The sequence below is a fragment of the Pasteuria ramosa genome (genome assembly GCF_056496785.1).
Map to the genome: position 1 here is coordinate 45,370 of NZ_CP143099.1, position 14,575 is coordinate 59,944.

Sequence of the window (14,575 nt, forward strand, 5' to 3'; positions counted from 1 at the left end):
GTATTTGCAAATTTAGGCTACCTCTTTAAATTGATAACATTAGGAACTTAGTGCTGCCTTAATCCTTTTTTTGGCACGTGATAAAATAAGCTTCACAGATATATGTGTAGGAATATCTAAATACGATATTATCTTTGTCAAGAATTCAATGAATATATCAATCATATCTTATATTCGATCAGCTTCTTTTTTAGACTTATATTTACGTAATCCCTTTAGAAGATTACCATTATCTTTATGTATAAAATACATTGCTAAAAACATTTGTAAAATTAAGTACCGATCTAAAGCTTTGCTAGATCTGACTTGGTATCCTTACAAAGAAAGATAATTTTGAGCTGTTCTAAAATAGGTTTCAATTTTCCATCTGTTCGAATAATAATTTAGAATTTCTTCATTACTTAGCTCCATATCTGTGTAAATAAAAGCTTTTGCTTTAGATATATCTTGACCTTCCTTAACAAAAATAAGGACACCGCATTGTCAATAAAATTAAATTTTATCTTTTATTGATATATCTTATTTTTTTTCTAAAACTTTTTTTAATATACCACGTATTTGTTGCGGTGAAAAAGATGTCCAAATAAATGCATTATCTAAAATAATATCAAAATGTAAATGCAAACCTTCTGCCTCTCTAAAATTAACTCCGTCTATAGTACCACTGTTTCCTACCGTTCCTAAAATCGTTCCGGGTTTTAATATATCACCTATCTTTATCTTAGAACTAATAGAATCTAAATGTGCATATCTTAATATTAAGCGACCGTCTTTACTTTTTAACCACACAGACCTTCCTCTTAATTTATCAAGAATAATTTGATATTTTTTACTAGAAGTATCAATCTTTTCTTCAAAAGTTTCATCAAGCATACGCTGATATTCAGAAGTTGCTGGCTCTTTATAATCACGGTCCATCCTCACAACCTTAAAATACCCTGGAGAAATCACAGTATCACTTTTAGTCACTGCTCGAACATTACCCCTACCATCAGGTACCCGAAAAAAATCTATCCCCTCATGCATCCCATTACGATAAGATCTAACAGCTTTAGGTAATTGTGTATCCTTAATACTATCGACAGATACACCCGCTGATAAAGGTGATTTGATAAAATAATGTTTTAAAACTTTCGCTACATTTATTGGATCATTGTCTATCGGTGACTTCATATTAATAATGTAAGGCTCAGGTTCATTAACTGCTAAATCCAAATCTCCAAAAAGCTTGTCCTTATTTTTTATTAATTGAAAAACGAAAAATCCAAACAAGCCTAAACCTAAAGCAATAATTAATAAACGCTTTAATTTAAACATAAGAAACCTCCATGCCGAAAAAAAATATCTGATATTAGTCTTATTTATTATTCCTCAATTACTAATTGCTTAAAATAGTTAAAAAATAAAACTAAAAATATCAAATCAATATAATTGAATAAGTAAAAAAATAATTGCAGCTGAGGTTTTCTTATGTAAATATCATTTTTGATTTGACTCTAAAAAATCAAAATTAAACTTATTAATATATGCATTTAATATATCAATATAATTTAAAATTTATATATAAATATGAATGATTTATTGTTTTTATAAAACCAATATACACCAACTTAATTCAAAAAACAATATTAAAGAAAAGCGAAAATCTGAATATTTGTTAAATATAAATTGATATCTTTCAATTTAAGATTATATATTTATCTTGCAAAGAAATATTAATACATTCAATTAGTGATGATGTGATTTAAACAAAAAATAGTCATTATCATAGCTTTGAGTGTATTCAATTAGATTCGTAACACGGGTTTTTGGACAAGCTCATTTGAAAACTAAGTTTTAATTACTTATTTCTTTAAATAATAAGACCAGCTTTTTGCATTGCTTAATTTTACATTTAATTAATTAATTCTACATATATAAAAATAAAAAAACTCATTTTATGAGAATAAAACCCTTGTTCTTCTTTAAAAGAAAGTAAAAACAACTTAATTGAACTTTATATATAATACTATTATCTATTAAAGTTAATTTTTAATGATAAAAACATAATTAAATGATAAAAAACAAATAAATTATAGTTAAATAATAAAGTTTATTTTTAATCCTCCTATAAACCAAAAAATTTACATGGGGATTAAATAACAGGATTCTAAATAATAATTAATTTTTTAAAAATATAAAAAATTATAGATATCCCTAGAAAATAATAAAAGACGCATTATAAATATTATTAATCTCTCACGCGTAACTATATACCCTACAAGATTCATGTTCGATAATTAAGAAATCATTATCTTGCTTTATTATATAGGCAATAAATTAAGCAATTGCTTAATTACCCATGAGCTTATCCAATAACCCATGTTAAAGAGTGTTTAAAAATCTAATTTAATGCACAAAAAACTATGATAATGGCTATTTTTGTGCATTAAATTAGACCATTACTAATCAGCCATATGAATATTTCCAGACAAGTCGCATGGATAAATAATATAGTTAGTTTTAAATCCAGAGATAACTTAACAAACTTAACCGTTTCAGGAAATGCTGCTATAGAAAATCAAGAAAGATGATTGTTATTTTTAAAATTTTATCTCAAAATTAAAAAAATATGTCTTTTATATATTTTTAAGTATATAAATATTAAAATTTCAATGATAAACATATATTATTAATAGTTTTAAATATATTTTACAAAACAAACTGAAGGAAAATGCGTTTATCTCTTTATTTTGTACCAGAATCAGCATCGCAATATATTTAATTTTAACACTTACTTTATAATTTCAAAAAAATGCGGACAATATCATGGCTGGTAGTGACTTCGATTAGGTTCTTGAACTCTCTTTAAAATGGTTTTCGGACAAGATATGCATATAAAATACAAAAAAAATAAGTATGACTATTAAAAAAAAATAAAATAAAATAAACAGATCATTTATTGAAAAATAAATAATATTCATAAACCATAAATAAAAAAAGATTTCCAAAGAATAACTATAAACCCTATGTTGTGGTATAATATGTAAAAATATTTTAGTTTAAATATACATGTAAAATAACCACTACAATTATAATAACATAAAATTAAGAGATAATTTTCAATAAAATGCAGCAAATAACATAATAGAGGTGATAAATAGTGGATCCAAATAAAAAGCAAAATAATATGAAAAAACTCGCAATATCATCACTTATTATGAGCGGTGCATTCGTTTGCACTAATAATATAATTGTATCACAGGCTCAAACAACAAACATCAATAGTACATTAAACGAAAGTACTATATCTATTAAAGAACGTATATCACAAACTCAAAAAAAACTAGTGGAATACCAAACATCAATACGTGATAAATTAACTTTTCATTTAGGACACTTTATTGAAGATACAGATAAATCTATCCAAGATAAAGCTGATGCTACTGCGATAAAAACAAAACTAGAGGATTTCAATAATAAAATATCAAAAATACGCCAAGAATTAAATGATCTCGACTACTCACAAGAATACAATCACTTACAAACTATTCAATTACATAAATCGAGTATTGAATCAAGATATAAATTAAAAATCCCTGCTCATGGATATGACGATTGTATTACAGCTAAATACTTATATGAAATAGAAAAATTCAGAGAAGTATTATCAGAAATAAATATGTTAGTAAGTGATTTCGAACAAATATCTATCCAAAAGCATTTTATAACTACTAGTATTAGTTATGTGAATACGGCCAACAAACCTTGGGATCATCTCCAAGATGATACTAACATAAATTTCAATGATAAAAAAAATCTTAAAATAATATTAAAAGAAACAGATCTCCAAGAAGACATAGAAAAGTATATACCATCTAATTATACAAAAAAGACCCAGACATGTTACCTAGCAATACAACAAAAAGAAGAAAACAGAAAAACGGCAAGAACAAACCGACAGTCAACAATAACATCAGAAGATAGTATATCTAGCGAAAGATCTATTTTGTCTAGTGATATAGATTCGTTTTTATCTCATTCTTATTTATTTGAATCTAGCATAGAAGATTTAAGATCAAAGCAAATTGATCCAGAAAAAGATATTGATACATCTAAGGCAAATGAATTATTTGACGTGCTGAAAAAATTAAGTAGAATAAATAAAAAGTTAAGATTACACTTCCAAAATTCACAATCACTAGATAACAAAGGAATAACATGGAAAAAAGAACAGGGTCAAGGTCAAAAATATGTAATTAATATGCCTTTAACAAAAGATAAAAATTTACAAACTGAAATTATTCATTTTATTCAAAACCATAAAAAAATATTATCAGATATGGCCCAAGCAATAGCTGAATTAAAAACAATAAGCATACCAAAATCAATCATAAAACCACATTACCATAATCGTTGGTATACTGATGATCAGGATATGATAAATTTATCTCTTAAAACTAATTTCCGAAATTTATGCCCCGACACATTCCATCTCGGTGATATAGAAGACATAAAAATAGAAATTGATATAGCAAATAATAAACAATCCCCTCCAACTGATATAACACCTCCGAATCAAGACAAGCCTCATCCAAAACCTAAAAATCCGGTTCCTGTTCCTCCAATACCCCCCCAGCCTAGTAACCCTATTCCTGTAAGTGAAAAAAACACAACTAATGCTGATTTATTAAATATACTTTTATTAACAGCTATCTCTCAACAGACAGATAATAAAGAATCCCTTACGGAACATACACAAAGTATAACCGATGATGATCTCATTGAGGCGTTGAGACTTGAGCTTAAAAAGATTTCAGAAACTAAAAATAATCTGCCTAATAATAATGCAATAAGTATCAAAAAACAAAGTTGCATCCCAACCATACAACAGAAACCGCAAATTATAAATGAATGCCCTGAAGAACAAACTTTGTCAAGAGTGCAAAGATGTAAACCTATACAAACAATGACGCTTGGTAGAATAGGTAACAACATATGCGATTTTGCTGAAAACAAAATATCAGCAGATCAATTTTGTCACAATGTAAAAAAATGCATGGATAATAATATAAAGAAAATATGTAACATAAATGTACCTCCAAAGATTGCATATCAAGCTATCACAATACAAAAAGATGCAGAATTTGTTCAATTTAACCACAATGGGACTGTTAATAAATGTCTATCCCAAATACTAGGTCAAGATATGCAAGTTTTTGTAGAAATTTCCAAAAATATACATCCTAGTGATAGCGGATATATTAAAGCAGAAGTTATTAATTGTTTGATAGATCGTCAACCAAATATGTAAAAAAATATAAAAATACATCATATTGATTAAAAAAATTGTTATTAAATAAATTTTTTAATAATTTATACAATTATAGGTATAATTATCAAAAAAACTCTTTAAAAAGAGTTTTTTTGATAATAAATTATTGTTCATAAAATCATGAAAAATAAACTTAAACAGATTTAAATAAAATATACAGATATTAAACAATTATTATTGGCATAATAATATTTTGATGTTATAATTATAAATGCTAAAAATGTTTATTATCATCAATAATAAACTATATTTTACTATTAAATAAATTAATAAGCGAATTAGGAAAATAAAAAATACTCAAGGTTATAAGTTATAAATATGAAAGGTATGGATAAGTACTGATGAAAATACCGAAACTTAAAAAAGAATTTATAGAAATAAAAGATATACTAGCTAATAATTATAATGGTAATTATTTATCTGACAATTATTACTATGATAATTATTTCTACAATGCAAAGTATAACAAAAACAAAGAAACCTATTTTAGATTTAATAAACATAGGTTTCTATACACTCCTTTATATAAAAATCATTCCTACACGAATACAAAGATACATAAAAAAACAACAAGATCAAAAGTTAGTCGTCTGATCTATGACACTTTAGAAACTAAGCTTTCGGCAAAAGAATTTTATGATGATCTTCATAGATTTCTATATAAAAATTTAGTTAGAAAACAAAAAATAAATGCATATGTAAATTCTCATCTTTTACAAAAGGTAAAACATATCGAATCATCTAACCTAGATAGCAATTACGCAAATTTTGCCAATGACAAAGAAGCTCATGAATGTATCAAAAACATTTTAGGTGAAGATGCTAAAATTTTTAATGACATCGCCAAAAATTTCTCATCTATAGATATCGGTTATATTAAAACAGAAATTATACTGTGTTTTTATGAATGCCAAATAAATTTTTTGATTTCAAAAAATCCCGCGAAAAAATAAATCAAAAAATAATATAACAAAAAACATTCTACTATTATAATTATTATAACACACTATAATAGTAGAATGTTTTTAATATCAAAATTTATTAATTAACACTAAAAAAATAGACGGTATAGGAATCGAACCTACGACCTCTTCCGTGTCAAGGAAGCGCTCTCCCCCTGAGCTAACCATCCTCTATCATAATTATTTATATACACACGAAAAATGGGCCCAACAGGACTCGAACCTGTGACCTATCGGTTATGAGCCGACTGCTCTACCGACTGAGCTATGGGCCCAAACAAAAAACAACATATTAAATAAAAAAATGGCGGAGCTGACGGGATTCGAACCCGCGATCTCCTGCGTGACAGGCAGGCATGTTGGGCCTCTACACCACAGCTCCACGATTTTTAAAACCTAAAGATTGTTTGAATCAATATAATACATATTATATTCTCTTTTCATGATTTGTGCAAGTGGTATTTCGGTTTTTTTTCAAAAAAAATACCATACCCTACAAATCAAATATTTCGCATAAATTCAATTCAGATTCATCAACTGTACAAGTGCCAATATCGGCATGAAACGGTTTGCCATCTTGTAAACCGTGAAAATCAGATCCTGCTGTAGCAAACAAACCTCTTTCATGAGAAAATAACTTAAGTTCATCGGTCATGATTACAGTATGATCAGGATGATTCGTTTCAATTCCCCATAAACGCGATATCCAATCCGCATTGTACCAATCTACCTTATAGATACCTGGATGTGCTAAAACAGCAAGCCCTCCAGCCTCTTTAATCCAATCAATAGCCCTAGACACAGCAACAGTTTTAGGTTCATCGGTATAAGCTATACCTTGTGCACCAATATATACATCAAAAGCTTCACGAACCGTTTTTACAAATCCTCTTTTAACCATAGCTTTAGCTATATGTAAACGACCTATTTGTATATCGGTTTTTTCTTGTAACATATTTATATCTTCAATAATATCTATATCAAATTCTTTTAATTTATGTATTAAAAGCCCATTCCTTTCATTTCTTCGTGTTCGTTGCTTTAACAATCGTGATTGAAAAAGATGATCATTTATATTCATCCCATAACCCAACAGATGAATTTCAACATCCTTATACAGCGTACTTATTTCAACACCCGATATAACTTTAATACCTAAATCATATCCCTTTAATTGAGCTGAATTCACACCCGAAACATTGTCATGGTCTGTAATAGCTATGCCATCTAACCCTAAAGAAAAAGCTCTTATAACGACTTCTTCTGGCGATAAAGAACCATCAGAAGCTGAAGAATGAATATGTAAATCCCATCTCATAGCGAATAACACCTCATTTGAATTTAACATATTATTTACTTAATTTTTTTATTATTTATTTAATAATCATTTACCTTTTTCGGAATTTTTTATTTTAATATTAATGTTTTACTATTAAAATAAACACAAATATTTTTATCTAAAAATAAATTAAAAAATGATACAATAAAAAGCCAAGGAAATAATAAACCTTATTAAATAAAGTCTTTTCCCTTGGCTATATAATTACAAATCAAGTACGTTTCTTGATAGCTTTTTTCATACGTTGGACAAAATCATCTTTGTCTTCTTTAATTGATTTACTCCCAACATCAATACCTAACTCTTCACTAACTTCTGCCATCAATTTTTCTGCTGCATCTTTCTTAGCATCCTTAACTTTTTGCTGTTGATCCTTCATATTATCCTTATTATTAGAACCAGATCCACTAAAGAGAAATGACACAAAATCGCCCCCTAAATTAAGTCTGATAGGAAGTAAGTATATACAAAATATGCTCTAAATATACTAGATATAATTTTTAGATAAAATCACAGGATAAAGTTTATCAAACTTTATTAAATTGCAGAATTTTTCATCTCCCGGTAAAACAACCCCATGTAACCAAAAAGCACAGTCAAACCAATGGGAACACATATCATAAATATTCAGCTTTAACCATTTGTGATTGATAAAAATCATCGGCCCATCTAACATAAAAACCAATAGATAAAATTTGGACAACTGATTCGTTTTAAAGTTAAATTGCTCAGTAAGTAAATTAGAAATTTCAATTGATAAGGGCAGCGAAGAAATAAAGCTAGAATAAACGCTTTTATAGTCATCATAAATAGTTGCTATATTTTCACTTTTCAACCATATAAAAAAATTTTTCAAACAATTAAGAAAAATCTTGCATCTAACAGGCGTTGGAGAAACCAAATCAATATACCAACTACCAATAAAATGCATAACTGCATCTTTATCAAAATGCTCCCAACAAAATTTATACCCATAACGCAAAGAAAGATACCGATACAATTTAGCCAATGATTTATCATATAAATGTCGGGCCAAAGGATGTAAGGAACGCAATTTAGACATCATAAAATGCTCAAAATTATTTGAAATATCCGATGGCAACCAAATATATTCATCTGACAAAGTTTTAATCGGTATCCGACATTCTCTAAAAATATTTCTTTCAGGTTCTTTAGGAATCTCAACCGAGCAACCTACAAGAGGGTCCTTAAGACCTTTTAGGGATTCCTGCATCGGTAATATCATCCCTTTCAAAATAAACTAATAAAATAAATCAAAATTGATTACTCTCAAAATATACATTTAAATGTATCTGAAGAATATTTTGATATAAAAACATACGCGTAAATTTTATCACAAAAATATATTTTTTTCTAGAAAATGAATTCTCAATATAAAAATAAGTTCATTAAACACAAGTAAACGTCAAAGATAACTTTACATCTTTATGGCATTTAAAATTTTATAATAATAAAATAATAAACATTATACATAAAATCTTGACGAAGTAAATATAAAGAACATTTAAAATGAATTTTTTATTATTTAATTTAAAAGAGCAAAATATACATATACTGCTACTATCAAAACTTGCTACAGAATCGAACAAATTATATCGTATTATGCAAAAAGATTATGAGGATGTAATTTAAACACCAAAATAGCAATGATAATAACTTTTTATGCATGAAATTAATTTTTTAAACCCTCTTTAACATGGGTTATTATACAAGCTCAATGATAATCCGTTTGTAAATTTCATAATGTATACTTAAATAAAAAAACAAAGCGACAAAAACAATAGTTGTCGCTTTGTTTTAAACAAATTTATAAGCTATATATAATTTCATGCCCTAAGATTTAAAAACATTCCCTTGGTCTAAAAGACAACTTCTTTCGTTATCATATAAATATACTTTCATTCTCCGTCTACCAAAAGCAATTGCCCTCTCTTGCCCATGAGGTCCTCCCATGTAAAGATCAAATATATTATCATGAATCTTACCTCCTGTATCACCAACGCGCATACAACCGCGGCGACGACCGATAGGGCTATCCATTAAAATATATTTATTGAGAAAACGAGCATCTCCCGCTACAACAGATTCACTAGCCGGAATACCAGATCTGGTAAGCGCTCCTGACGGAGATGTGTATGCTGTAACTTCTGCATTAATAGTTCTTCTATGAATAATTTCTGGTTTGTTATCTTTATTTATATCTTTATTTATATCTTTATTGATATCTTTATTGATATCTTTATTTATATCTTTATTTATATCTTTATTTATATCTTTATTTATATCTTTATTTATATCTTTATTTATATCTTTATTTATATCTTTATTGTAAAGTTCATTATTGTTTTGCGGATTATTATTAGAAGATTGATTAATTATTTTATCCTTTATATTATCATTATTTATTTTAACTAAATTATTATCATTATATGGTATATTGGATTTTAATTCTACAAAAAATTCAGGTTCATTATCAGCTTGTTGATTCTGAGTTTGAACTTGATCTGGAGCTTGATTTTCCGCTAACAAGCCTTTCTCTTTTATCACGTAACATGCAATTTGAACATTGTGATCTACTGTCTCTTTTAAAATAGGATCTGCTTCTATTTTAAAATCTGCAGCTACTTTTGTTTTATTATTTTTAAGATCAGAAGAAATACTAGAAATTTCACTCTGATAAGTAGCTAAATCCACTTTCTTGACTATTTCCTGATTAGAAATATGTTGCAAAAAACTATTTTTAAAACGCATACAAGATTCGCCCCTGGGGGTTTTAATACAAACTTTTAAGGATAAATCCTTAAGAGATTTTTCCTTTGTTAAAAAATTAAAAACAACATTGTAAATTGTTGTTCCTTTAGCTACATAAACTTTGTGCACATTATAAGGCTTATCATCTCCATCTACCTGAATAGAAATAGGAACTGCTATCTCAGGTACTTTTTTGACCTGTTTATTATGATTAGGATGGCGATGGCGATGGCTAGAACCTGATGATGATACTTGTTTCGTACTATTACCTTTAAACTCTAAAACCTGTCCTGTATCTAATCTCGTAGCTGATGATGAAGAAAGTTTTTGTTTATGATGGGAATCACAACCACAAATAAAGAGAAATATAATTATAAAAAAAAGGGGACAAAACTTATAGTAAATGGATCTTACCTTTCTAGATTTTATCTTTAACATAAATAAACCTCCCCTATTTAATAAGGGTTTAGTATAAATATACAATTTAACATTATCATTTAAATTCATTATATCAAAATAAGATAAATATATCTATAAAATATTATCTTAACCTATAATATTCTTCACAAGCATCTATAAAACAAGAAAAAAGTTTCTTTGAATAATCGGACTTATATAAACATTCCGGGTGCCATTGTACACCTAAAACGAAATTATTATCAATAGATTCAACAGCTTCAATAACCCCATCTGAAGCAAAAGCCACAGGCTTTAGAAGAGGAGAAACTTTCTTAATAGCTTGATGGTGAAAAGAATTAACACGCTGTCTTGGGGGTGGATAACAACTAGCTAGTAACGTGGAAGATGAAATAGATATATTATGCCATGGTAAATGTTTATCTGCAGATTGATTATGTTGTAAAACATTTTTACATTGTTCATTAATATCTTGATATATATCACCACCCAAAGCAATGTTTAAAATTTGACAACCCCTGCATATACCTAAAATAGGTTTTTTTTGTTTATGAAAAAGCTTAACTAACTCTATCTCCATCCGATCTCTTTGAGGATAAACATTTTTTATATTAAAAAAAGGATCCTCACCTAAAAAAGCAGGATCAGGATCTCCTCCTCCTGTCAAAAGCAAACCATCACAATATTCTGAAATTTTCTCCAAAATTACAAGGTCATCGATATATGGATAAAGCCATGGCAAAACACCCCTAGACAGCAAAAACTGCGTGTAAGCAGGCGAAAGAATCAATTTTCCCTCTTCCATAGAGAGGGTACAGCCTATAATAGTTATATTGATCACCTCAAAAAAGATCTATCATATCTTAAGTAATAGTAATATTTATGTATTTAAATTAATATTTTTTTATCCATTTATTCATTATACATTTATTGTTTTTATTATCTAAAAAGATATGAAAACAATATTAACCGTCCCCTTTATATAATAAAAATTAATTATAAATAAAGGAAACGGTTAATGTAGATTAGTCAGTACTACGCGTACGTGAACGTTCTATTAGAAGTACACTTGTATAATAAACACCAGCTAAACCTACTAATCCATATATAATTCTACTCAAAATAGAAGACTCACGATAGTATTCTCCACCAAAAATAGCCGATACTAAATCCCATTCTAAAACACCAACTAATAACCAGTTAAGTGCACCTACAATAATTAGACTCAGTGCTAGTTTTTTCAAATCGCACACCTCTTTTCAAGCAACAAACTCGCTCATGAATAGCGTGTGTTTTCTTTTTATAAACTATGCAAGCAAGTTAGAAATATTATCGTCCTTTTAAATTATGGATTTATTTTGTAGCAACTAAAGATTTTTTTTGATCCTGATAATCCTTAACCCATTTATCAATCTCCATCTTTAAAGTCGTTAAAAGTTGGCCTTCAGGAATCTTGCGCACAATTTTACCTTTACGAAATAATAAACCTTCTCCCCGAGCACCCGCAATCCCAATATCCGCCTCTTTAGCTTCTCCAGGTCCGTTTACAGCACAACCAAGTACAGCTACTTTTATAGGTACATGGATATTAGATAGATATTCTTCAACTTCATTGGCTAAACTAATCAGATCAATCTCAATACGTCCACAAGTCGGACAAGCAATCAATGTAGGTACATTATCAGCTAGACCAAAAGATTTAAGAAGTTCGCGCCCCACCTTGATTTCTTCTACAGGATCAGCAGTTAATGACACACGTATTGTAGAACCAATACCCTGGGCTAATAGAACACTCATACCAGCAACACTTTTAATCGTTCCAGCAAAAGGCGTTCCAGCTTCAGTAATACCAAGATGTAACGGATAGTTAAATGCTTCAGCAGCTTTTTGATAAGCTTGTATTGATAACATGACATCGGATGCTTTAAGTGATACAACAGTTGATGTAAATCCTAATTGTTCAAGAATATTTATATGATAAAAAGCACTCTCCAGCATCCCATCAGCTGTAGGATAACCATATTTTTGAATAATTTTTTTCTCAAGCGAGCCTGCATTTACACCAATTCTAATAGGTATATTATACTCTTTAGCTAAAGAAACCACTTCTGCTACTTTATGTCTATTACCAATATTACCTGGATTTATCCTTATTTTTGAAATACCATTTTTAATTGCTTGACAAGCCAATCTATAATCAAAATGAATATCAGCTACCAAAGGTACATCCACACGTTCTTTAATAGATGAAATAGCTAAAGCGGCTTCTTCATTAGGAACAGCTAAACGAACCAGCTGACAACCCGCTGTTATTAGACGTTTAATTTGCGCAACAGTAGCCTCCACATCTTCTGTTTTCGTTGTACACATACTCTGCATAACCACACGATCATTACCACCAATAGTCAGTGATTCGCCAATCTTAATTTCAAGCGTTTGTCGTCGATGGAACAAATTCAGTCCTCCTTATGCCGATAAACACAATTGACAATATTATGCTAACAGAATTACGGATCAGTTAACCTTTATTATTCATAATAAAAAGGAAAATAATGATTAATGAATTAAAAATAAATTCATTAACTAAAAAAACTTGTCGTTAAAATTTGTAATTAATTTAGATATAAATATTATTACATTAATAAAAACAAGTTTGTAAACAGCAAGAATATGCGGAAACCAACAAAATTAAAAAATTTTATAAAATTCAAATTGTATGAATTTTAATTATACCAGATAATTCAATGCATTTTATACAATTTATTAATAAATAAAAAACAAAATAAAATAAAATAAAATAAGTAACGAAAGGGATAATAAATTATAAATTTAATATAAAGATAAACATATAGAGGTTTTCCCTTATATCCAGATTACTTCAATATAAAAATAAAAAATAAAATGGTTTAGAATTAAATATCATAAAATGAGCTGATGATAACTTAAAGCTAATATCCAGCACCCAACAGCTAAGTCATTATCCAACTACAATTATATCCAAACATCACATAAATATGCTAGTTTTAACCTAAGACCATAAAAGCAAATACAAAATTAATATATATAGACGAAAGTCCTGAGATTAAAATATTATAATTTAACTTTTATTTTAATTTAATTACTTTATATTGAATATATCGGACTTGTGTCTAAATACAGCATAGGAGATTAATATAAATAATTGTTATTTATTATAATTTTTAAAAATTTATTAAAAAAATAAAATTTTAAAAAAGAAATCCCTATTTATATATTACTATTAAGATAAAATTTAACACTAAAAGAAAAGAGTAAATAAATATGTCTAATATTAAATATAAATATGGGATATGGGAAAATAGCATCATTCACTGGAAAGAAATTTATTTCTGCTGTAGGCGTTGATAAAACAAACTTTTTAATTATAGTAAAAAATGGGGGAAAACATGACTTTAAAAATAATAAAAAAGGGGGCAGACCAAACATACTCGACTTAGTAGAAAGAGTTATAGGATGGCTAAAAAAATTCAAACTTATCGCTAATAGATATCATAATAAGCCTAAAAAATTCCCAAAACAATTTGATTTAATATGTGCAATGTTCAATGCGGAAATAGCTTTAGAAAAATTCCAAAAAGTTAAAGAAAATAAAGAAGCAAGCTAAATAAATGCAAATTCAAAATTCGGATAATTTAAATATTTATTAGTTAAGCAATTTTAATATAATCCGATTTTCTATAAATACAAAAATGTCAAATTAAAAATATTGATAAAATCCCTACAACAAAAATC

The 14,575-nt window shown here is 27.9% G+C and carries 13 protein-coding genes and 3 tRNA genes; 3 read left to right on the forward strand and 13 right to left on the reverse strand.

Annotation, left to right across the window (positions count from 1 at the left end):
* Nucleotides 1-39: 39 nt before the first annotated feature.
* The 3 genes from VS182_RS00280 to VS182_RS00290 all read right to left on the reverse strand — a co-directional run bounded on the left by VS182_RS00280 (nucleotide 40) and on the right by VS182_RS00290 (nucleotide 1,317).
* Entirely contained in the window at nucleotides 40-165 is a 126-nt protein-coding gene (locus VS182_RS00280; RefSeq protein ID WP_479492585.1) for a hypothetical protein, read from the reverse strand.
* A gap of 150 nt (nucleotides 166-315) precedes the next feature.
* Nucleotides 316-411 (reverse strand): hypothetical protein, encoded by a 96-nt coding sequence (locus VS182_RS00285; RefSeq protein WP_479484570.1) that lies wholly within the window; start codon nucleotides 409-411, stop codon nucleotides 316-318.
* 108 nt (nucleotides 412-519) lie between these two features.
* Nucleotides 520-1,317 (reverse strand): M23 family metallopeptidase, encoded by a 798-nt coding sequence (locus VS182_RS00290; RefSeq protein ID WP_479492586.1) that lies wholly within the window; start codon nucleotides 1,315-1,317, stop codon nucleotides 520-522.
* Nucleotides 1,318-3,142: 1,825 nt separating this feature from the next.
* Here VS182_RS00290 and VS182_RS00295 point away from each other — a divergent pair.
* Nucleotides 3,143-5,293 carry a hypothetical protein gene (locus VS182_RS00295; protein ID WP_479492587.1) on the forward strand — a complete coding sequence of 717 codons (2,151 nt, stop codon included), beginning with the start codon at nucleotides 3,143-3,145 and terminating at the stop codon, nucleotides 5,291-5,293.
* 362 nt (nucleotides 5,294-5,655) lie between these two features.
* Nucleotides 5,656-6,267 carry a hypothetical protein gene (locus tag VS182_RS00300; RefSeq protein WP_479484573.1) on the forward strand — a complete coding sequence of 204 codons (612 nt, stop codon included), beginning with the start codon at nucleotides 5,656-5,658 and terminating at the stop codon, nucleotides 6,265-6,267.
* A gap of 107 nt (nucleotides 6,268-6,374) precedes the next feature.
* On the opposite strand, the gene VS182_RS00305 is transcribed toward VS182_RS00300, so the two are convergent.
* The 10 genes from VS182_RS00305 to ispG form a co-directional block, all read right to left on the reverse strand.
* Nucleotides 6,375-6,446 (reverse strand) — tRNA-Val (locus VS182_RS00305).
* A gap of 32 nt (nucleotides 6,447-6,478) precedes the next feature.
* Nucleotides 6,479-6,551, reverse strand: a tRNA-Ile gene (locus tag VS182_RS00310).
* Between the two features lie 30 nt (nucleotides 6,552-6,581).
* Nucleotides 6,582-6,658: transfer RNA gene (locus VS182_RS00315), tRNA-Asp, on the reverse strand.
* A 111-nt stretch (nucleotides 6,659-6,769) separates the two neighbouring features.
* Nucleotides 6,770-7,594: a PHP domain-containing protein gene (locus tag VS182_RS00320; protein ID WP_479484574.1), complete on the reverse strand. Its 825-nt coding sequence runs from the start codon at nucleotides 7,592-7,594 to the stop codon at nucleotides 6,770-6,772.
* 232 nt (nucleotides 7,595-7,826) lie between these two features.
* Nucleotides 7,827-8,039, reverse strand: coding sequence for a hypothetical protein (locus tag VS182_RS00325; RefSeq protein ID WP_479484575.1), 213 nt, complete (start codon nucleotides 8,037-8,039; stop codon nucleotides 7,827-7,829).
* A 63-nt stretch (nucleotides 8,040-8,102) separates the two neighbouring features.
* On the reverse strand, nucleotides 8,103-8,849 hold the full coding sequence (locus tag VS182_RS00330; protein WP_479484576.1) for a hypothetical protein: 747 nt from the start codon (nucleotides 8,847-8,849) through the stop codon (nucleotides 8,103-8,105).
* A gap of 620 nt (nucleotides 8,850-9,469) precedes the next feature.
* The gene (locus tag VS182_RS00335; RefSeq protein ID WP_479492588.1) at nucleotides 9,470-10,825 is read right to left on the reverse strand and encodes a hypothetical protein; all 1,356 of its coding nucleotides are present in this window, start codon (nucleotides 10,823-10,825) and stop codon (nucleotides 9,470-9,472) included.
* A 103-nt stretch (nucleotides 10,826-10,928) separates the two neighbouring features.
* Nucleotides 10,929-11,645 (reverse strand): gamma-glutamyl-gamma-aminobutyrate hydrolase family protein, encoded by a 717-nt coding sequence (locus tag VS182_RS00340; RefSeq protein WP_479492589.1) that lies wholly within the window; start codon nucleotides 11,643-11,645, stop codon nucleotides 10,929-10,931.
* Between the two features lie 184 nt (nucleotides 11,646-11,829).
* A complete protein-coding gene (locus VS182_RS00345) occupies nucleotides 11,830-12,048 on the reverse strand; it encodes a DUF378 domain-containing protein (protein ID WP_479484579.1) in 219 nt (72 codons plus the stop codon).
* Nucleotides 12,049-12,157: 109 nt separating this feature from the next.
* Complete coding sequence (gene ispG, locus VS182_RS00350) at nucleotides 12,158-13,258, reverse strand: flavodoxin-dependent (E)-4-hydroxy-3-methylbut-2-enyl-diphosphate synthase (protein WP_479484580.1); 1,101 nt, start codon at nucleotides 13,256-13,258, stop codon at nucleotides 12,158-12,160.
* Nucleotides 13,259-14,126: 868 nt separating this feature from the next.
* Here ispG and VS182_RS00355 point away from each other — a divergent pair.
* On the forward strand, nucleotides 14,127-14,447 hold the full coding sequence (locus VS182_RS00355; RefSeq protein ID WP_479492590.1) for a hypothetical protein: 321 nt from the start codon (nucleotides 14,127-14,129) through the stop codon (nucleotides 14,445-14,447).
* The last annotated feature ends 128 nt before the right edge of the window (nucleotides 14,448-14,575 follow it).

Bases quoted from the DNA above. Each gene is read 5' to 3' on its own strand.
- VS182_RS00280 (WP_479492585.1), bottom strand. From the start codon at position 165: ATGATTGATATATTCATTGAATTCTTGACAAAGATAATATCGTATTTA.
- VS182_RS00285 (WP_479484570.1), bottom strand. From the start codon at position 411: ATGGAGCTAAGTAATGAAGAAATTCTAAATTATTATTCGAACAGATGG.
- VS182_RS00290 (WP_479492586.1), bottom strand. From the start codon at position 1,317: ATGTTTAAATTAAAGCGTTTATTAATTATTGCTTTAGGTTTAGGCTTG.
- VS182_RS00300 (WP_479484573.1), top strand. From the start codon at position 5,656: ATGAAAATACCGAAACTTAAAAAAGAATTTATAGAAATAAAAGATATA.
- VS182_RS00320 (WP_479484574.1), bottom strand. From the start codon at position 7,594: ATGAGATGGGATTTACATATTCATTCTTCAGCTTCTGATGGTTCTTTA.
- VS182_RS00330 (WP_479484576.1), bottom strand. From the start codon at position 8,849: ATGCAGGAATCCCTAAAAGGTCTTAAGGACCCTCTTGTAGGTTGCTCG.
- VS182_RS00335 (WP_479492588.1), bottom strand. From the start codon at position 10,825: ATGTTAAAGATAAAATCTAGAAAGGTAAGATCCATTTACTATAAGTTT.
- VS182_RS00355 (WP_479492590.1), top strand. From the start codon at position 14,127: ATGGGATATGGGAAAATAGCATCATTCACTGGAAAGAAATTTATTTCT.